Consider the following 18,747-nt stretch of genomic DNA (forward strand, 5'->3'; position numbering starts at 1 on the left):
GGCGGGCAAGATGCCCAACCCCTACTCCCCACAAGCAGAAAATTTATCTGTTGTGGAACAGGCCCGAAAGCCTGTTCCTATCAGGGCGGGCAAGATGCCCAACCCCTACTCCCCACAAGCAGAAAATTTATCTGTTGTGGAACAGGCCCGAAAGCCTGTTCTTAGAAAATAGGGCAAAATGTTCGATCGCACATCACCGTCCATCTACTTTCATCTACACTGAAAGATTTAAGATATTCGATCGCACCCCTCGCCCGAAACCCGATTTTCGTATCGAACTGTTAAGCTCTGTTTCATTTCATTGAAATCTCCCCAGCTTCACCCCACCGCATCCAAACTCCGTGATACCATCACACCTGAGTAATGCCTATAGAAAAAAACTGGAGAGAAAAGCTTTGACACTAAGGGTTGCAGTAGTAGGTTCAGGCCCTGCGGGTTCTTCCGCCGCCGAAACATTGGTAAAAGCAGGCATCGAAACATACCTATTCGAGCGTAAATTAGACAACGCCAAACCCTGCGGTGGGGCGATTCCCCTGTGCATGGTCAGCGAATTTGACTTGCCACAAAGTATTATTGACCGCCAAGTCAGAAAAATGAAAATGATCTCCCCCTCCAACGTCGAGGTGGACATCAATATTGAAAACGCACATGAATACATCGGTATGTGCCGCCGCGAAGTTCTCGACGGCTTCCTGCGCGATCGCGCAGCTTCCTTGGGTGCAAAACTGATTAACGGCACCGTTCACAAATTAGAAATTCCCGGCAACAATACAGACCCCTACACTCTCCACTATGCCGACCACTCCGACGGCAGCGCAATGGGAATTCAGAAAACTCTGAAAGTGGATTTGGTGATTGGGGCTGACGGCGCTAACTCCCGCGTAGCAAAGGCGATCGACGCTGGTGATTACAATTATGCGATCGCCTTCCAAGAGCGCATCCGCCTGCCGGAAGATAAAATGGCTTACTACCACGACTTAGCCGAAATGTACGTCGGCGATGACGTATCTACCGACTTCTACGCTTGGGTGTTCCCCAAATACGACCACGTAGCCGTCGGCACCGGCACGATGAAAGTCAATCAAGCCAGTATCAAAAAGCTGCAAGCAGGCATCCGCGCCCGCGCTGCCAAAAAATTGATGGGCGGTGAGATTATTAAAGTGGAAGCTCACCCCATCCCGGAACATCCGCGTCCCCGCCGGGTTGTCGGCCGAGTTGCTCTCGTAGGCGACGCCGCAGGTTATGTTACCAAGTCTTCGGGCGAGGGAATCTATTTTGCCGCCAAGTCTGGCCGGATGTGCGCCGAAACTATTGTGGAGATTTCCAATAAAGGCGCGCGCATTCCGACGGAAGAGGAAATCAAGCTTTACCTGAAGCGATGGGATAAAGCCTACGGCATTACTTACAAAGTGCTTGACATTTTGCAGCGCGTGTTCTACCGTTCCGATGCGACTCGCGAAGCTTTTGTGGAAATGTGTGCCGATCGCGATGTGCAGAAGCTCACATTTGATAGCTACTTGTATAAGACAGTGGTACCAGCAAATCCTTTCATCCAGATGAAGATTACCGCCAAAACCATTGGTAGCTTGTTGCGCGGCAATGCTTTAGCGCCTTAATTCCCTGCGGACAAACGCACTTTGTATAAAAAAAGCGGGCAGTCACAAAACTGCTCGCTTTTTTTCTCAAAATTCACAGGCGAGACGCCTGTGCCACGTGTGCTAAGGAAGACGAAGAAGAATTGTTAGTTCAAGTTCAACTGCACTAAGGTATCGGGGGCGAGGAAGTGGGAAATGTGATAAGCCCGCTCTTCTGTTTTTAGCAGGATTTTTTCGTAGAGGTAGCGCGTAGCTCGATCGCCCAAACTTTCTGCTTGTCCTGCTTGACGGCGCAGCAAACCTATAATTGCTTGTTCCGCTGTCAAATCGTGTTCTAGCATTTGGCGGCAGGAATACACGCCGTCTGCTTCCGGCTCGAAACAGCACAACTCGGCTAACTTGCTAAAGCTAGCTGCTGGTATGCCGCCCAACCCGTTTAACCGTTCGCCCAACTCGTGGACGCTATCTTGAGCTTCTCCGTAGCTTTCTTCAAAGAATTTGTGCAAGGAGTAGAATTCTGCCCCTTCCACCACAAAATGATGTTTTTGATATTGCAGGTATAGAGCCTGAAAACTGGCCAGCAGCGCGTTCATCCCTTCACAAATCGGTGCTGTGACGGAATGTTCCAGTAGAACTGGGTTTTCGGCTATGTGGCCAAACGGTCTTAATGCACTCTGAGTCTGGGCCATGTGTGTTCTCCTCTCAATAGGCAGTTTTGTTGCCAATAGAGTCAGTCTAGCACCCTAGATTTACCCGTCAAGCAGCGTCTGCCTCGATAGTAGAAGATTTTGTAGAGTAGGAATTTTTTTATGTAAACCTATTGAGAATAATTAGCAGTTGGGTTATGCTTAAAAAGATTCTCGTTCTGAACGCTTCCTGAAAGTGGGGCGAACCTTCTGAAGGCAGAAGGCAGAAGGCAAAAGGCAGAATTTTTCAGGAAGGGCTTGCGATCATCTTTGATGTTCTGCTGAAATCTGGCTTTTAACTTCTACCCGCTACCAGTCAGGGTAAAAATTAATGCAAATTATTACTGTTGTTAAAAAATGAATCCAGCAGATCCAGAATTAGAAGTTTGTGACATTGTGCAAGTTAGTTGGCTAGATAGGTGGCAAGTTTACAAACGCTTGCAAGAACTAGAAATTCCCTGCTGGTGTGCGGTTGACCAACCTTTGCGGGCAAAAGTCAACACTGTCAAACAAGCTGCTCAGTTAATGAGCGTGTTGAGGCAAGTCAGTGCCCCTCGGTGCGAACTGGTGCAGTGGCTGGAATGCTGCTGGCAAATTGGGTAAAGGTAGAAGGAAGTTCGGCAACGAGCAGTGTAGAAGATGTCACGGATGTAACGGATTTAAAGGAGTCATAAAAATGTATAAATCTGGCAAGCAAGTTTCCGAATTCAGTTTAGAGGGAGAAATCCTCGCCCTGATGGTTGAAGATGGCTGCAAACTTAAATATTTGCGAATTAGCAACGATCGGGGAGTAGAATATCTTGTTAAACTTTGCAAGGAATTGCGGGCATTTCTGTCGCCTATTTTGACACCGGGGTTGAAAGTTCAAGTTGTAGGTGAGAGAGAACTCAACTTGAAAAACGGTAAAATAAAACTTAAAGCTCGCAGCCTCAAGCTGGCTCAGGGTCACAATGATCGATCGCCAGAACTGCTCGACTCCACCAAGGGGCCTGTTGCAGTATTGACATCGGACGATCGCGCGATAGGCAAAACCCAAGTCAGCTCTCCCACAGCACCTCAAACTGTAAAAGCTACGGCAAAAACCCAAACCAAAATATTAGTATGTCAAAAATCAGACTGCCTGAAGCGGGGCGCTGGAGGAGTCTGTAAAGCTTTAGAAAATGCTTTGAATGCGCGCGGTTTAGAAGACCAAGTGACAGTACAGGGAACCGGATGTCTCAAACAGTGTAAAGCAGGCCCAAATATAGTTGTGATGCCGGACAAAACTCGCTACAGTCGCATTGCACCGGCAGAAGTTCCAGCAATCATTGACAAACATTTTTCAGTTGTTAAAGCTTAGGCGATCGCACGGATGCCGAAACAGTGCGTTAGACATCGGGAAAAATTATTTTAATAGGACTCTGGGCGAAAAACTCACATTTGTAGGGTGCTCACAGGCGCATCTTACGCCTTAATTTGAGTTCGGGTTGTAGCTCGATCGCGCGACTCGATTCAGAGGTTATTGTCGCAAAAAACCGGAAAAATGCCAAAAACTATCACTGAGGGGCTTCCTTCTGTAGAATCTCTAAGGATAGACTGTATCTGAGACCCTGTGAGTATTGGGATAAAAAGCCATGTCAGAAGCTGATCTTCGAGCCCATCAGCACCAACCGCACCCTGCTGTTCCATCCGATACCGAACCATTTCAGTCAGATTTTGCTGCTACTGGGGGTTTTGAGCCGATCACCCCCGATGCGACAGACACTCCCGCAACGGTGCCCCAACAGCCAGAAGAAGACTGGCAAACAGTAGATTTTCCCAACGCCATCAGCGTAGATGCAATTCCCACAAAACCGGAAACAAAAAATTCGCAATCTCCGACACAGCCGACTGAGGCGGGCTCGCCCCCGATGTCAGAGAATCTAAAAAATCTGCTTGGGAATGCCGAACAGGCCAAGGGCAAAGGATCGACCCCAGTCACCCTTATGCAAGCGCTGCACGAATGCAACCGCGACCTTTTACAGCGCATCGCCCAACTAGAAACAGCTCTCGAAGAGTCCCAAAAAACCTTGCAGAATCGCGAAACTTTGCTAGAACAGCGGACTGCAGAACTCGAAAAGACTCAAGAACAATTGACGCGGCTGTTTGGCAAAGTGGAAGTTTCCCATCAAACCCTCCAAAGTCAAGAAATTTTAGTCGAAAGTTTAAGAAGTCAGTTGGCAACCAGCCAAGTCAGGCTAGCGACTGTTGAGCGAGAATGTGCGTCTACTGTGCAGCGCTACAACGAACAGTTACACCAGTTAGTAGCCACAGAAAATATTTGCAGGGAATTGCGAGCCCGCTTGCACCGCCAGCAGCGCCACACTCTGCAATTCAAAGCTGCCTTGGAAAGAAGTTTGGACAGGCCGCAGGTAAAGTCGCCGAAGATCGATCCGCCTGACAATAATCTGGACACCGCCAGCGCACAATTAGAATCTTTGCTCGCGGCGGTCAAAAGCTCTCAGATGCCGGTGCCGCCAGCCTTCAACGCTTCCCCTGTCCAACCTTGGTCGGAACCAGAAGAGCTTCCAGAGGTAGCCGCTGCTGTTGAGGCGATCGAGCCTGAATCCCCAGCCAATCTCGAACTCAACAAATTAGCCGAAGTATCCGGCATTCAATTGCAAAAGAGCGAAACCTACCAGCCTGATGAGCCGGCAACTGACTCGGCCGAACCGGTTGCGGAACCTGAACTGCCGATGGCTGAGTCTGAACCCGAAACTGCTACCAAAGTGGAGGCCCAAGAATTGGCTAGGGCTTTTCAAATTTTGAACTCTGTGGAAACCTTTGGCATTCAAGAAGTGCGATCGAGTGTGGCAAAACCTACAGCAGTCCCCCAACCAGACTGGCTGAGCTTGATTGCCAGTCCGCTGCGGGCTTCTAAAAAACGTCGATCGTTAGCTGAAATTGAATTGCCGAGTTTTCGATAGCGAACGGATATCATTTCCGGTAACACCGTCAGGTGATGTTGACGGTTGACGGTTGACGGTTGACAGTCAACAGTGAACAGTCAACAGTGAACAGTCAACAGTGAACAGTCAACAGTGAACTCCAATTTACTATTCCGATGCTAACGGATTGGATATGAGAGTTGCTAGTTTTGAGTTTTAACTCAAAACTCAACACTCTTGTCTCCCCTTTCCCATGCCGTAGGTGAGAGCATAGCTGGTAGCCAACAGCCACAGCCAAACAGCCGGATATCGGGGTTCCAACCAAGGCTGTACCCTACGGGCGAAGCTGGGAAGCCATCCGAACAGCAAACTGGCCAAAGCCAGCAGAGTAAAATTCAAGTAACTTCCCAGCCAGCGCCAAATATCCCCCAAGGTGACAAAATCTAAAATCCATAAGAGGAGAGAAGGGTTTTTTCCGGCTGCTTCGATCGCCAGTCGATTGAAAGTTAGCCAGTCGGTTCTGTCTTTAATAAAAGTTTCGGCTACGATGAGTTTTTGTGCTGCCAAAATACCGAAAAAGGTATTAAGAATTGAATTAATTCTTTGGGGTGGCAAACTGCTTCCGGTAGGAACCATCATGCCTTTAGAAAATAGCCAAGTTACTGAAACGTTGCTCTGGTAGGCGCGAATTTGGTTTAAGTGATTTGCCGTCAACAAATTATGCTTTAAAGCTGTATCCAAAAGGTCTGTTAAGCGGAAAAGATTGCGGACGAGGGAGCCGAAGCCGGTGAAAACGAGGGGAGATTGCAAGGATGCTGCGTCGCCGATCGAGATTAGGCGATCAATCGCCACGGAGCGATCGCCGCTGTTGCTGCTAAAATGCCCCGGAATATAACCAAAGGTCGGTTTTTTCCACACCAATTTATCGACATCGCAGCGGCGGTATTCCGGCAAAATTGCGAAAAAATCCTCGTACATTTCCAGCAAAGAACCTGGATTCTCTGGATGTACTTGGTGGTAGTGAAATAGATAAACTGTCAGTTCTGTGCCGGCACCGGGAAACAACTCCCAGATGAGCTGGCGGCCGCGGGAAATGTCCCCGTGAGTGTACAGCACATCTCCGTACTCGGAGTCCCATACTCCCGGCTCAAATCCTCCGTCGATGACGGCTCCCACTGTCGGACAAACGCTGTCAAAAGTCCGCCCTTCGTTCAATTGCCAAGCGATGGGAGAAGCCGAACCCATTGCATCCACCAGCAACCGTCCTAATGCAGTGCGATCGGCTTTTGTCGGCAAGTGGCGACCCTGAACTACTACTTTTTCCGCTTCAACATCGGCTCTGATAAACTCAGTTTCGTCCCAGATTTCTCCACCAGCTTCTGTTAGCTTAACTCCTGCTAAATTCAGCAATTTCTCTCCATCCAGCGCTACATTGAGTACCTTGGGTGTGTGCAGAACTGGCGCTTTAGCAACGGGCGGATTGTTAGCATCAAAAAACTTGTTGTAGCCATCTTTGTATTCTCTGGCAATCAAAGTTTCGATTTCCGCAGCAGTAAATAAACCCAAATCAATTAAGCTTTGAATTTCGTCCCGCGAAATATTCCACTCGCGATTCATCCGCCCGAAAGGCATTCGTTCAACTAGCAGCACGCGGTAGCCCAATCTCGCCATGACTGCGGCGTGAATCACTCCCAAGGCCCCGCCAATATAAATTAAGTCGTAAAAAGTATCGCCAGCATCAGACACCAAAATCGTGTCTTCTTCCTTCTTCCCTGTTCCCTCTTCCTTCAAAAACACTACTTGTTTTGGCGTTTGAGGATTGCGAGTGCCTTCGCGCCAACGCTGTTCCCACCAGTAGACGCGCTTGAGGTCGTATTCGCCTTGAGGCATTTTTTGGAAGTATTTGACCGTCAAGGGGTAATAGGGGGCAAGAGCGTCAAAAATTGACTGTTTGGAGAGGTCTATGACAGGGGGTTCCCGGTAGCGATCGGGAAACTTGTTTCTCACCGCAAGATTCAGAGCTTCCAGGAATTTTCTTTCTCCCGCAGGCGCCTCTTCTAGACGAAAGACTTTTAAATAAGTGGTGCGTTGCAGTGACCAGACAAAGGTGGAAAGTTCTGTCGATCGCCAATTTTGGTTTCCTGAATTGGTGTCAGCGAAGGCGGGTTTTGGATTGACATTTTGAGTTCCAGACTTGAGAACCTCGGCTGTTGTGGCAGGTGAAAGCAGGCGAAAGCCGTCAGCAGTAATAATTTTTTCTCCAATTTCGGGATCGAATTCGTGCTGCAACCAAGTGCAGACGGCTGCTGTATCCGGTGTCGGGACTTCTAGATAAAGAATTTCTTGCATGATTAGGCTCTCAATTCTGAATAAATTAATAAAGATGGGGGAGTTGACAAGGGAGCAAAGTAGGCTATACTCCCGAATACTTATTGAGTTTTAAATAAGTTTACAATGTTCTCAGATTTTTAGGTTTTCGATCGCTCTTGCTCTCGGTTGGCCCGCACTGGCTGAATATCTACTCCTTTCGGTATGCACTTCTATGAATTATCCCATTCCTACGAATCCTCAAGAAATGATTGCTTTGCGACAGCAGCCGCTGAATGAAGAATTGGTGGCGTCGGCGATCGCGGGCGTGATTCAAATAGCTCGATCGCGATCTCAGTCTTTGGATGAATTGAAAGCTGAGGTACTCGCCGACGACAATCTGCTCGATTTTGCTCAGAGGCTATGGCTGAGCGACATTGTGGCTCAAGCTTGGAACAATTTGCCCTAAATTGTCAACATCCAAAGCATTCTTCCCAACGTGATCGAGCCGGCGACAATAAGCTGATGACAGCTATATTGTCCGGTATAATTTGCGATAGTGTAAAAATTATAGACTTATTGCATAAATCTTTAATCGGAAAACCGCAGATAAACGCAGATGCGTTTCAAGATAGTTTGACTTTCAGAGGTTCGCCGCATTTATTAAATATTTTAAAATCCCAATAATTTGACTAATATTATCAATGAAATAATCATTTAGATCGACTTCCATAATTTGATTGCTAAGCCGTAAAAATTTCCAATTTGTCCCTGTTGTGACCACCCCATATATTTCGGAAATATTATTGTTTCTTCTTTCATTAAAGATTTGAGCTGCAATCATTTCTGCCATACATTGTGGAAGTCCAGCTTGGATATTATCATTTTTCGCTTCAACCAAGGCGACAACCGGGGCTTTTATTAGCAGTTGTTCGGGAGAACGACTAATCAGAAAGTCACAGAAACCAGTTAATCCTTTTTCTAAATCTACATTAAACTCTTTGCCGGAAAAAAAGCTAATTTGATACTTAAACTGCTTTCTAACTTCTACTAAAATAGGTGTGACAATTAATTCTGAGCGAGCTTTTTCGGTATTAATTGCTAAAGCCAAAGAAATGTTTTCTTGCAGAGTTTGGCTGAGAAGCTCGCTATACTCGGCTTCTGGTAAATCGGCAAAAATACCAACTTTGTCAGCAATGGTTATGCCAAAGTTGGTTTCAATCATTTCTAGGTTGGTAAATTGGCTGTATGACATTTTTATTAGGAGGCAAGGAAAACTTGACCATCAAAAATGAAAAAATATTGTTTTTATTTTAACATATTTGATGCTCGTTTTCAAAGGAATTTGGTATGAGTAACTTAGCCACTAACGCAACTCAACTTCTCGCTTGACTTCTGTCAAAACTCGATCGCCCCGCGTCAACCGGTATTCGGCCCGCCAAACTCCGGGAATCAGAGGAGAATTTGTACTGTTTCTTTTGCCGACATAACCCAACCAAGTACGGCTGGGGGCTTTAATTTCATTGGTCTGATCGGCGATGGTTGTGCCGTTGGGGGCAAATAATTTGTATTGTTCGCGATCGCCCTTGAGCACTCCGTAACTTTGCACCCAAAACAACAAAGCTGGACTGTTTGCAGGGAGTTGAGTCTCTGAAAATTGTCCTTCCCAGACAGCGTTGATATCGGGCGGCTTATTGGCAAAACCGGCCCGAATTAAACCTGTGGAAATATAGTCTAGAGGCTTGTCCCAAATGGGATTGCGGGCGATGTTGCAGCCTACCTTCGCGTCGGGGCCGACAAAGGGATCTACGGGTTTACCTTGATAGCGAAAAGTTACGTGTACGTGGGGGAAAGATGCCATCCCAGAGTTTCCCACCATGCCCAAAACTGTGCCTTTTTCTACCTGCGTACCCGGTTTGACGGCAACGCTGCCTTTGCGGAGGTGGCAGTATTGGGCTTCCCAGCCTGCGCCGTGGTCGATTACCATGCCGTTGCCGCATTCTGTGCCTGCGATGTTGGCTTTTTCTGTATCGTTTTGTAAACGCCGATCGACCACACCATCTCGTGCTCGCAAAACTTTGCCTGCAGCGGAGGCAATAACTGGAACTCCTTTTGCCATTGCTTTGGCGTCGGGAATGGCAAAGTCTGTGCCGTCGTGGCCGTCGTAGGTTTGGCGCCCGCAGCCAAAATCGACGGCGGTGGGGCCGGGTTCTCGATCGAAATACAGCAATACAAAACAGTCTTTGCCTAGGGTACAGTCGATCGGCTGGCCGAATTGCGGGTTGTTCGGCTTTTGCGCGACTGCGGTCGAAACGAGACGCTGGGCGATCGTGTGGGCTTCGGCGATCGGGGCACTTACTCCGCTGTAATTAGCACAGCTAGACAGACTTGTCAACCCCAAGGTCAACAAAATTGCAGAAATGTATTTTTTTGATAGTATAGTCATTCGCCCGTTGGATGTAAAAGCTGAGGTGGGTAGTGAAAAATCAATTAATGATTCAGAATAGAGGGGAGCAAGAATCTAGACGATGGGTAAGGCGTTTTCGTTTCCTATATTTGTTGTATTATTTTGAGTTGGAAATTTTAAAATTTTAATTAGTTCAAGAATGGGTTCTAAAATTCGATCGCTAATTTCGATAATTCGGCTGGCCGGGCTTGCTGTTGCTGCTTTGGCGATGTGGGGATTTGCCACCATTGCCGAAGAGGTGTTGGAAAAAGAAAGTTACGCTTTCGATACCTCTATTTTACTAGCTCTGAGGCAATTGCACACTCCGTTGCGCGATCAAATAATGCTGGGCTTTACCTTTTTGGGCGAACCAAAGTTGCTGCTAGTGATTTGTCTGAGCTTGGGTATTGTTTTGCTAGCGCGCAATCACCGCTCGGAAGGTGCAACTATTGCGCTCGCGGCTGGGGGAGCGATCGGTTTAAATTTACTGTTAAAAAAACTTTTTGCCCGCGCTCGACCTCAACTTTGGGAGCGCGTTGTTGACGTTCGCTTTTACAGTTTTCCTAGCGGACACGCGATGACTTCAATGGTTATTTACGGTTTGCTAGGATATTTTTTGGGTGAACGCTTTCCCAAGCAGCGCTGGTCTATTTACAGTTTGACCGTTGTATTAATTGCTGCTATTGGTTTGAGCCGGCTTTACCTAGGAGTTCATTGGCCTACCGATGTTATTGCTGGTTATACGGCTGGTTTGGTGTGGCTGATTACCTGTATTATCACTTTGGAAATATGGAAGGAATTGCGTTCTTTTACTACGGCTTCTAAAGAGGAGTTTTTGTCACCTGAAAATTCTCAAGAATAATTTTTAATTTTCTACTCAAGACTAACTATTTGCTTTTGAGTAAAACACATGGCAATTCCTTTTTCATAATAAGCAGCCTCGTTAATAAAAATTGGATATACGGTTGATTTACCTTCAGACAATACTGACTCACCATCAAAGGTCAAAAACATCGGATCACCGGGATTCAGGGCTTGATAATCTCTGGATTGCAGATGAGGATGAATCATTGCCTGAATTTCTCTGTTCTCGTTTCTGGGATAGTCGATCGCCCCAATGGTGTGATAAATAGTCAGGGGATTTTTTGCAGCAGGCATTGTGCCTTGATTGTAGGCTTCTACGCAGTCTAATATCGTGCCGACAACTTGCTCAGTTTGCTGAAATAAAGAGGCATCCAAGACGCCTTGCGGCACTGCACCAACTTCCAGCGTACCACCTAATTCGGAAAGCGATCGCAGCAAAGGACTATCATGATTCTTGGTTGCCGAAGCGAGTACCTTGAGGTGGGGATACACAGAGGTTAAATAAGCTGCTAGTTGCAGGTTAAATGGATGATGGCTGGCAAGAATAAATGTTAGCCCCATGTTGGATGTGGTGCTGTGCAAATCGATAATTAAGTTGGGCAGATGAGTGCTTTTTGCGCTCAAAAGGCGGTAGATTTCTTTCGCCCGTAGCGCTTCATAGCTGGACAGATGGGGATTTTCTAAATCTTGTTTTCTAAAGCAGCGGTTGAGGTCGATATCGATGTAGCGTGTCCCGATTTCGCAAGCTTTGGGATTGGCTAGCAGGGCGATTGTTTCAAAAGTCGATCGCCCAATTAACTCTGGCGCGCGATCGAATTTCTTCACGAGGTAAATTCCTGTGAGTTCGTTTCCGTGGGTTCCTCCCACTATGGCAACACGTTTAATTTGGTTCATAAACAAATAACTTTCTATCCCCAGCGTATCACCCTTTGTCATCTGTTGGTAAAACAAACCTGAGAAACCCGGTTTTTTTGTGTATTTATCGTTCCCCAAGTAAAAGCTTGTAGAAACCGGGTTTCTCGCCCCATGCGTGAATCTCAGAAACCGGGTTTCTCTCGATATTTCTCGTCACCCAACCAAAAAATTCATAGAAACCCGGTTTCTCGCCTCGATCCAAAAATTTCGGTCACAATAAAATGAAGACTACTCAGAGACAAAGGGCATGACGAGAGCGCACTTATTGCAGTTAATCTACAAAGCCGCTGATGAAGGCCAGACAGAATTGGATTTGGCGGGGTTGGGGTTGGAGGAATTGCCACCGTTATTTCGGAGATCGTGTTAGCATCGAGTAAATAATGCAGCGTCATTCAAAGATTACCTCGCGTCCTGCAAAAGTTCGATCGCGAACTTCTCCCCAACTTTCATCAGGATTTAAACCCAGTTTGTGCAGTTGATATTTTTCACGAAATGCACGCTAGAGATTCTCCAAAGCTAAGTTCGAGATTCTGTGGCTGTTTCGGGCGTTGAATGTATTCGCGCAAGGCGATTTCAACTAGAGTCTCGAACTCAATTTCTCCCTCAACTTCGAGATCCTATTGCAGCAGTGCCGTATACACATTCAGGCTCGTCACCATTGGCTTTCCTCTTTTAATCGTTATTTTATTATAATTGTGATGCGTAGGCCAGCAACCGGGTTTTTGCGAGAAGAATTCGTTACAGCGCAGAAACAAAAAAAAACCCGGTTTCTTTGATTGTGACGCGCGAACAACTCCCCACCCAGCGAAAAATCCTGTCACAATAAAATCAAGACTACCGAGAGACCAAGTGGGTATCGAAATCCAGCTACCGTCAGGACACTAAATCATTTAAAATTAAAGTTGGGGCGATGATCACCCCAATCATTCCACAAACCTCGGTGTTGCCATGCGTAAAATTGTACTATTCATTGCATCTAGTCTGGACGGTTATATCGCCCGATCGAATGGCGATATTGACTGGCTCTTTACAGACCAAAATTACGGCTATACTAAATTCTTAGATAGCATCGATACGGTTCTCCTGGGTCGGAAAACTTACGAACAAGTTCTAACTTTTGGCGAGTACCCGTACCAGGAAAAAAAGAGTTATGTTTTTACGAAAAATCTAGATTTTCAAGCAACTTCGGATGTCGAAGTGGTAACAGATTTAGAGGGTTTTGTCAAGGAGTTGCGCTTGCTTGAGGGCAAAAATATTTGGTTGGTGGGAGGTTCTCTGCTGATTCACGATTTCCTGAATCAAAGTTTTGTTGACGAAGTGATTCTCTCGGTGCACCCGATTATTTTGGGCGAGGGAATTCCTTTATTTACTAATCCCATAAATACTACAGCTTTGCAGTTAACTGGATGTCAGACATACAGTTCTGGTATGGTTCAGCTATCTTATGATGTCGCGACTTGAGGGCGCGCCCAATTACTAAGTCGCTTGCAAAATACTGCCAGTTGGTTATCAAAAAAGGTAAGATAGGAATAAGTAAGTTAGTTATCGATATCTTATGTCTGCCAGAGATGTTTTTCATGAAGTTGTCAAAACAGCTTTGCAAAAAGAAGGCTGGCATATTACCCACGATCCGTTCCCTATTAGTGTGGGCGGTGTAGATATGTCGATAGATCTGGGAGCAGAAAGGCTGATTGCTGCAGAAAGGCAAGGCGAAAAAATTGCCGTTGAAGTCAAAATTTTTTTGGCAAAATCGTCGGCAATCTCGGAATTTCACAGGGCATTGGGGCAGTTCATTAATTATCGAGCCGCACTCAAAGAAAAAGCACCAGATCGCATTTTGTACTTGGCGGTGCCGTTAATAACTTATGAAGAATTCTTTCAACTAGATTTCCCGAAAGCAAGGATCGAATAAAATCAGGTAAAAATGATTGTTTATGATACAGCAGTTGAGGTTATTGTAGAATGGAAAAATTAATCAAATATCGGCAAATTGTGCAGCAAATGTTACTGGATTACGGCAAGCGCAAACCTGCTCACGGAGACATTGAAGTCGAAACAATTCTTGATACAGAACGAGATCATTACCAAATCTTTTATGTGGGCTGGGACAAGCAGACTAGGGTGCATCACTGTAGCATTCACATTGATATCAAGGGCGGGAAAATTTGGCTTCAATGGAATGCCACTGAAGATGATATTGCTGAAGATTTAGTAATAGCCGGAGTTCCAAAAGAGGATATTGTTTGGGGGTTTCAGCCGCCCTTTATGCGGCAGTATACGGGTTATGCAGTGGAATAGATAGCAGATGATGAAATGTGTTTGCTACTTTTTGCTATTAATATTTTTTTGCTGGGCAGCGCTTCCTGCTGACGCCTCTGTATGCCGCAATGATCGAGGACGCGAGATTTGCATTGTCGATATCAAACGCAGTGCAAAAAATTATTGGGAATACAGAGTAATTCTGAGTGTTGATGGAGTGAAAAAGCCTCTAGAAGTATACAATTGCCGCGATCGCACTACAGTTAAGAAAGATGGAACAGTTTTGGCGTTTGGACAAAACAACCCTGGTGAAATCGTCTGCCGTTTTTTTAATAAATAGTATATTCGGGACGCTGCTCAAAGCCCATCCCACTCATTGTTTGATTGATTTAACTGGTTCCAAGGCTCTGCCTTGGAACCCATATAAGCGAGGCTCTGCCTCGGCTGGGAAGATGGAGGCAGAGCCTCCGGATCTGCGTTACCAGGCTCCTGCCTGGTAACGAGTAGATAGTGAAGCAATCATCGAGTCTGCGATTGCTTCGCGTATAGCTCGCAATGACAGTTACAGCGGTGTGCGGTGTACATCATACGGTTAGAATTTGTTGTCTACTGCTGAAACGCAGCGTTCGCAAATTAGCGGATGTTCGATCGACTCTCCGACGTGAGTCGAGTAATTCCAGCAACGATCGCACTTTTCCCCGTCTGCTTTGACTACACCAATCGCCAACTCTGGAGACTGATAACTGTACGGCAATTCTTGCAGGATTGCATTCGATTCTACCAGTTCCACTTCCGAAGTAATGAACAAATACCGCAGTTCGTCTACACCGTTGCCGGTCATTGTAGAATGGTGCCGTGCAGCTATGTCAGCAGGAATTTCTGGTTTGGGCTCGATCGCAACTAATTCTGCTTGCGGGATTTCGGGTGTTTCTACAAACACTTTTTCGGCTGGGGCTGTTTCTGTTTGTACGATCGCCCCTGTTTCTACAAGCACAAGCGCTGTATCTAATGCCGGTGCGAGGACGATCGCCTTTGTTTCTGCAAGTACAAGCGCTGTACTCCTGCCCACCACATCTGCTGTCAGGAAATCAATTTGTTGTGCAATTTCTTGACGGTTGGCGGCAAACAGCAAGTGACGGAAAGCAAACCAGATTGTAAATAAGATGCCGATGACTTCAAAGAGGCCTCCCAACATCGGAATCTGATTCATCGTATCCAAAATCGCCAGCGTTACTCTGCCCGTTATCAACACAGAGGCTAACAGCCCAAGTGTTACCAGCGCTTGTTGGTATTCTGTGAAAAACTTTCCCGCGTATTCAGGCAAATTAGCCACAAACTCGGCGGCTTGATCGAAGATTGGCTGCGAATCTGAGGCCGACAGTTCAGGGACAGAATACTCTACTATCTGAGAAGGTCGATCGCTCTTTTGTGCGATCGTTTTCGGCTCAACATAAATTGTATTTTCTGTCAAGACTTTGGCAACTTTAGCTGCTTGTTCTTCCTGTCGATCTTGTGCTGCTTTTGCTTTCTCCTCTGCGGCTAACTCTATGACTGAATTTTGCGATCGCACATAATCCACCAATTCTTCGCTGCTGGGATTGAAAGCTTGCAATTGCTCTCTTTTCTCAACATCGGGAACGTACAATAAAACCTTAGCTTCCAAAGAAGAACCGATCGCCTTTTCAATCCGGGCTTTTTCCAAAACCTTGTTAACTTCGCCGCGCACTTGTCGCAAATACTGCCAGCGAGTAGCCAATTCTGGATTGTGCCATGAAGCATCAATTTGCACCCAGCCGGCTTCAAACACGGACTTGTACGGAGTCGGATAGGGAAGGTACTGCCAAATATCCTCAGCCATGTGACACAAAACAGGTGCGATCGCCCGTGCTAAATTCTCCACAGCAATGGCAATCACCGTCTGACAACTGCGGCGGCGAAGGGTATCTGTCGCGCTGATGTAAAGTCTGTCTTTGGCAATATCCAAGTAAAAATTCGATAAATCCACCGTGCAGAAATTCTGCACAGTTTGGAAGAATCGGGAAAATTGGAAGCTTTCAAAAGCATCTTGGACTTCCGCAAAAACTTCGCCCATTCTGTGCAGCATATAGCGATCGAGTTCCGGCAATTCCTCGTAAGCAACGGCATCTTTTGCCGGGTCGAAGTCGTGCAAATTGCCCAGCAAAAACTTAGCTGTATTGCGAATTTTGCGGTAAACATCCGATTGCTGTTTAAGAATATTTTTCCCCAACGGCACGTCTGCCGAGTAGTCTACCGAAGACACCCACAACCGCAAAACATCGGCTCCATATTCCTTAATTACGACTGCCGGATCGACGACATTTTCTTCAGATTTGCTCATTTTCCGGCCTTTTTCATCGAGCACAAAACCGTGAGTCAAAACTGTTTTGTAAGGAGCAACACCGTTAGTTGCTACACTGGTCAGCAAGCTGGATTGAAACCAGCCGCGGTGTTGGTCTGAACCTTCCAAATAGATATCAGCCGGATAGTTTAATTCCGATCGACCTTTGGCAACTGCGGCCCAGGAAGAACCCGAGTCAAACCACACATCCATCGTGTCGGTTCCTTTGCGGTAAGTGCGGCCGTTATTGCGGTAAGATTCCGGCAGTAATTCGGTGATCGACAATTCCCACCAAGCATCCGAACCGCGTTCGGCAAAGATGGCTTGCACGTGGGCGATCGTTTCTTGATTCAGCAGCGGTTCGTTGGTTTCTTCGTCGTAGAATACGGGAATGGGAACGCCCCAAGTCCGCTGGCGAGAAATACACCAATCCGATCGATCGCTTACCATTGCAGTGATTCGATTTTCCCCTTGGGCGGGAATCCAATTGACCTCGGCGATCGCTTTTAGGGCTTCATCGCGGAACCCTTCAACGGAGGCAAACCACTGTTCCGTCGCCCGAAAAATGGTCGGCTTTTTCGTGCGCCAATCGTAAGGATAAGAGTGAGCGTAACTTTCCTCTTTAATCAAACAATTTGCTTCGGCAAGGGCATCAATCACTGCGGCATTGCCGTTTCCGAGGACATTTAAACCTGCGAACTGTCCGGCTTCTGCAGTGAAATTTCCGTTTTCATCTACGGGTGTTAAAACTGGCAAACCGCAGCGTTTCCCTACTATAAAGTCTTCTTGTCCGTGGCCGGGTGCAGTGTGCACCAATCCCGTACCAGAATCGGCGGTAATGTAGTCGCCGCCGGCAACAATTGGACTTTCGCGATCGAACAGCGGGTGTTTGTAGCTGCAACCTTCTAATTCTTTGCCTTTGAAGGTGGCAAGTATTTTTAATTCAGTGTTAAAAGTTGCCGACAGCCGATCGACCGCATCGACAGCTACTAAGATAAATTGTTGTGCGATGTGGGAATTTGCCGGCGGTTCCACCACCGCATAAGTCAGTTCGGGATTAACTGCGATCGCCAAGTTTGCCGGAATCGTCCAGGGGGTAGTCGTCCAAATCGCTGCCCAGAGGCTCGGCATATAGCGTTTGAGCTTCGACTGCAAAGATTTTGACAATTTTCTCACATGAAAGCCCACGTAGATGCTGCGCGACGTGTGGCCTTCGGGATATTCCAATTCCGCTTCGGCGAGGGCTGTTTTCGAGCTCGGACTCCAGTGAACCGGTTTGAAGCCGCGGTAGATGTAGCCTTTGAGCACCATTTGACCGAAAACGCCGATTTGGGCAGCTTCGTATTCGGGTTTCAGAGTTAAATACGGGTGTTGCCAGTCGCCCCAAACGCCGTAGCGCTGGAAGGATTCGCGCTGCTGTTCCATTGTTTGCTGCGCGAAGGCGGAGGCTTTGCGGCGGAGTTCGATCGGCGTAAGATTTAGCCGCTCCTCCGATTTCATGTTCTGCAATACTTTAAGTTCGATCGGCAATCCATGACAATCCCAACCGGGAACGTACCGGACTTTTTTGCCGCGCAGCATTTGGTAGCGGTTGATAAAATCTTTGAGGATTTTGTTGAGGGCGTGGCCGATGTGGAGTTGTCCGTTAGCGTAGGGCGGGCCGTCGTGGAGGATGAACAAGTCGCCTGGGTTATTTTCCGAAAGGCGATCGTAGATTTCTTGATCTGCCCAAAATTGTTGCAATTCTGGTTCCCGTTTGACGGCGTTGGCGCGCATATCAAACTTGGTTTTGGGCAGGTTTACCGTGTCTTTGTAAGATTTAGCTTCCATTTTTGACAAACTTTTTATGTAGTTAGTTGTTAGTAGTTAGCGGTTATTTGAAAGATGATATCAAGTCCGGTTAAATAATCATAATTAAGTTTGTAGTGACAACTTTAGTCATCTCTCGTCATTGAAGAGCTGACAACCAGATATTTTAGTATAAGCGATCGACCGCACATTCGATCAAACCAAATCCGTAGAGTTCTCTCTCTTCTCTTCCTCTGCGCCCTCTGCGCCCTCTGCGGTTAAATCATTCCTAAATCGAGGTAGCGCTACTCAGTCAGCCAACTGAACATTTGACCCACGGTGAGATTAAAGGATTCGGCAAAGGTGGGAACGGGGATGCGATCGCCCGGTTCTTCAAAAACTGCTATGGTGCGATCGCGGTCTAACTCGTTTGACGGCGAGTCCGACAGGGATTGAAATCCCTGTCTCATAGCACAAGTCCTCTGCAAGAGGACTGAGGAGGTTGATTAACGTGCAATGCAAAACTCAACATCGAGTTAAATAGAGACTTGCAGTCGGTTTTAACCGACTTTTCCTATGAGACAGGGAATTCATTCCCTGTCGGACTGTCGGACTAGGACAA

Annotated in this window: 17 protein-coding genes; 10 read left to right on the plus strand and 7 right to left on the minus strand. The window is 46.8% G+C overall.

Annotated features, from left to right (window positions below; genetic code table 11):
• Positions 1-395: 395 nt before the first annotated feature.
• Positions 396-1,616 carry a geranylgeranyl reductase gene (gene chlP / locus QUB24_RS24655; protein ID WP_333156171.1) on the plus strand — a complete coding sequence of 407 codons (1,221 nt, stop codon included), beginning with the start codon at positions 396-398 and terminating at the stop codon, positions 1,614-1,616.
• A 125-nt stretch (positions 1,617-1,741) separates the two neighbouring features.
• Here chlP and QUB24_RS24660 read toward each other — a convergent pair whose 3' ends face one another.
• Complete coding sequence (locus QUB24_RS24660) at positions 1,742-2,284, minus strand: Dps family protein (protein WP_333156173.1); 543 nt, start codon at positions 2,282-2,284, stop codon at positions 1,742-1,744.
• A 354-nt stretch (positions 2,285-2,638) separates the two neighbouring features.
• Here QUB24_RS24660 and QUB24_RS24665 point away from each other — a divergent pair, with 354 nt between their 5' ends.
• The 3 genes from QUB24_RS24665 (at position 2,639) to QUB24_RS24675 (ending at position 5,226) form a co-directional block, all read left to right on the plus strand.
• Positions 2,639-2,884: an Asr1405/Asl0597 family protein gene (locus tag QUB24_RS24665; RefSeq protein ID WP_333156175.1), complete on the plus strand. Its 246-nt coding sequence runs from the start codon at positions 2,639-2,641 to the stop codon at positions 2,882-2,884.
• 73 nt (positions 2,885-2,957) lie between these two features.
• The gene (locus tag QUB24_RS24670; RefSeq protein WP_333156177.1) at positions 2,958-3,620 is read left to right on the plus strand and encodes a (2Fe-2S) ferredoxin domain-containing protein; all 663 of its coding nucleotides are present in this window, start codon (positions 2,958-2,960) and stop codon (positions 3,618-3,620) included.
• Positions 3,621-3,894: 274 nt separating this feature from the next.
• Positions 3,895-5,226 carry a hypothetical protein gene (locus QUB24_RS24675; RefSeq protein WP_333156178.1) on the plus strand — a complete coding sequence of 444 codons (1,332 nt, stop codon included), beginning with the start codon at positions 3,895-3,897 and terminating at the stop codon, positions 5,224-5,226.
• 189 nt (positions 5,227-5,415) lie between these two features.
• On the opposite strand, the gene QUB24_RS24680 is transcribed toward QUB24_RS24675, so the two are convergent.
• Positions 5,416-7,536, minus strand: a complete 2,121-nt coding sequence (locus QUB24_RS24680) for a flavin-dependent dehydrogenase (RefSeq protein ID WP_333156180.1) — start codon at positions 7,534-7,536, stop codon at positions 5,416-5,418.
• 193 nt (positions 7,537-7,729) lie between these two features.
• Between QUB24_RS24680 and QUB24_RS24685 the strand changes: the two genes are divergently transcribed.
• Positions 7,730-7,963, plus strand: a complete 234-nt coding sequence (locus QUB24_RS24685) for a hypothetical protein (RefSeq protein ID WP_190662685.1) — start codon at positions 7,730-7,732, stop codon at positions 7,961-7,963.
• A gap of 174 nt (positions 7,964-8,137) precedes the next feature.
• Here QUB24_RS24685 and QUB24_RS24690 read toward each other — a convergent pair whose 3' ends face one another.
• A complete protein-coding gene (locus tag QUB24_RS24690) occupies positions 8,138-8,719 on the minus strand; it encodes a hypothetical protein (RefSeq protein ID WP_333156182.1) in 582 nt (193 codons plus the stop codon).
• 141 nt (positions 8,720-8,860) lie between these two features.
• Positions 8,861-9,940: a M23 family metallopeptidase gene (locus QUB24_RS24695; RefSeq protein WP_333156183.1), complete on the minus strand. Its 1,080-nt coding sequence runs from the start codon at positions 9,938-9,940 to the stop codon at positions 8,861-8,863.
• A gap of 160 nt (positions 9,941-10,100) precedes the next feature.
• On the opposite strand from QUB24_RS24695, the gene QUB24_RS24700 reads away from it, so the two are divergent.
• Entirely contained in the window at positions 10,101-10,802 is a 702-nt protein-coding gene (locus QUB24_RS24700; RefSeq protein WP_333156184.1) for a phosphatase PAP2 family protein, read from the plus strand.
• Positions 10,803-10,813: 11 nt separating this feature from the next.
• Here QUB24_RS24700 and QUB24_RS24705 read toward each other — a convergent pair whose 3' ends face one another.
• Complete coding sequence (locus QUB24_RS24705) at positions 10,814-11,698, minus strand: aspartoacylase (RefSeq protein WP_333156187.1); 885 nt, start codon at positions 11,696-11,698, stop codon at positions 10,814-10,816.
• Between the two features lie 969 nt (positions 11,699-12,667).
• Here QUB24_RS24705 and QUB24_RS24710 point away from each other — a divergent pair.
• From QUB24_RS24710 to QUB24_RS24725, 4 genes are all read left to right on the plus strand, one after another.
• Positions 12,668-13,180 (plus strand): dihydrofolate reductase family protein, encoded by a 513-nt coding sequence (locus QUB24_RS24710; RefSeq protein ID WP_333156189.1) that lies wholly within the window; start codon positions 12,668-12,670, stop codon positions 13,178-13,180.
• A 94-nt stretch (positions 13,181-13,274) separates the two neighbouring features.
• Complete coding sequence (locus QUB24_RS24715; RefSeq protein ID WP_445300437.1) at positions 13,275-13,631, plus strand: XisH family protein; 357 nt, start codon at positions 13,275-13,277, stop codon at positions 13,629-13,631.
• A gap of 50 nt (positions 13,632-13,681) precedes the next feature.
• A complete protein-coding gene (locus tag QUB24_RS24720) occupies positions 13,682-14,017 on the plus strand; it encodes a XisI protein (RefSeq protein ID WP_333156190.1) in 336 nt (111 codons plus the stop codon).
• A 7-nt stretch (positions 14,018-14,024) separates the two neighbouring features.
• A complete protein-coding gene (locus tag QUB24_RS24725; RefSeq protein ID WP_333156192.1) occupies positions 14,025-14,318 on the plus strand; it encodes a hypothetical protein in 294 nt (97 codons plus the stop codon).
• Between the two features lie 252 nt (positions 14,319-14,570).
• Here QUB24_RS24725 and ileS read toward each other — a convergent pair whose 3' ends face one another.
• Both ileS and QUB24_RS24735 read right to left on the minus strand, forming a co-directional pair.
• The gene (gene ileS / locus QUB24_RS24730) at positions 14,571-18,167 is read right to left on the minus strand and encodes an isoleucine--tRNA ligase (RefSeq protein ID WP_333156194.1); all 3,597 of its coding nucleotides are present in this window, start codon (positions 18,165-18,167) and stop codon (positions 14,571-14,573) included.
• 263 nt (positions 18,168-18,430) lie between these two features.
• Entirely contained in the window at positions 18,431-18,595 is a 165-nt protein-coding gene (locus QUB24_RS24735) for a hypothetical protein (RefSeq protein ID WP_333156195.1), read from the minus strand.
• Between the last annotated feature and the right edge of the window lie 152 nt (positions 18,596-18,747).

This window comes from Microcoleus sp. B9-D4, assembly GCF_036705105.1.
Lineage (GTDB): Bacteria > Cyanobacteriota > Cyanobacteriia > Cyanobacteriales > Microcoleaceae > Microcoleus.

What these genes read in the sequence shown, in the direction of transcription:
- QUB24_RS24710 (WP_333156189.1), top strand. Translation starts at nt 12,668, where the DNA reads ATGCGTAAAATTGTACTATTCATTGCATCTAGTCTGGACGGTTATATC.
- QUB24_RS24720 (WP_333156190.1), top strand. Translation starts at nt 13,682, where the DNA reads ATGGAAAAATTAATCAAATATCGGCAAATTGTGCAGCAAATGTTACTG.
- QUB24_RS24725 (WP_333156192.1), top strand. Translation starts at nt 14,025, where the DNA reads ATGATGAAATGTGTTTGCTACTTTTTGCTATTAATATTTTTTTGCTGG.
- QUB24_RS24680 (WP_333156180.1), bottom strand. Translation starts at nt 7,536, where the DNA reads ATGCAAGAAATTCTTTATCTAGAAGTCCCGACACCGGATACAGCAGCC.
- QUB24_RS24705 (WP_333156187.1), bottom strand. Translation starts at nt 11,698, where the DNA reads ATGAACCAAATTAAACGTGTTGCCATAGTGGGAGGAACCCACGGAAAC.
- QUB24_RS24665 (WP_333156175.1), top strand. Translation starts at nt 2,639, where the DNA reads ATGAATCCAGCAGATCCAGAATTAGAAGTTTGTGACATTGTGCAAGTT.
- QUB24_RS24715 (WP_445300437.1), top strand. Translation starts at nt 13,275, where the DNA reads ATGTCTGCCAGAGATGTTTTTCATGAAGTTGTCAAAACAGCTTTGCAA.
- QUB24_RS24700 (WP_333156184.1), top strand. Translation starts at nt 10,101, where the DNA reads ATGGGTTCTAAAATTCGATCGCTAATTTCGATAATTCGGCTGGCCGGG.
- QUB24_RS24690 (WP_333156182.1), bottom strand. Translation starts at nt 8,719, where the DNA reads ATGATTGAAACCAACTTTGGCATAACCATTGCTGACAAAGTTGGTATT.
- QUB24_RS24675 (WP_333156178.1), top strand. Translation starts at nt 3,895, where the DNA reads ATGTCAGAAGCTGATCTTCGAGCCCATCAGCACCAACCGCACCCTGCT.
- QUB24_RS24685 (WP_190662685.1), top strand. Translation starts at nt 7,730, where the DNA reads ATGAATTATCCCATTCCTACGAATCCTCAAGAAATGATTGCTTTGCGA.
- QUB24_RS24670 (WP_333156177.1), top strand. Translation starts at nt 2,958, where the DNA reads ATGTATAAATCTGGCAAGCAAGTTTCCGAATTCAGTTTAGAGGGAGAA.
- QUB24_RS24735 (WP_333156195.1), bottom strand. Translation starts at nt 18,595, where the DNA reads ATGAGACAGGGATTTCAATCCCTGTCGGACTCGCCGTCAAACGAGTTA.
- QUB24_RS24695 (WP_333156183.1), bottom strand. Translation starts at nt 9,940, where the DNA reads ATGACTATACTATCAAAAAAATACATTTCTGCAATTTTGTTGACCTTG.
- ileS (WP_333156194.1), bottom strand. Translation starts at nt 18,167, where the DNA reads ATGGAAGCTAAATCTTACAAAGACACGGTAAACCTGCCCAAAACCAAG.
- QUB24_RS24660 (WP_333156173.1), bottom strand. Translation starts at nt 2,284, where the DNA reads ATGGCCCAGACTCAGAGTGCATTAAGACCGTTTGGCCACATAGCCGAA.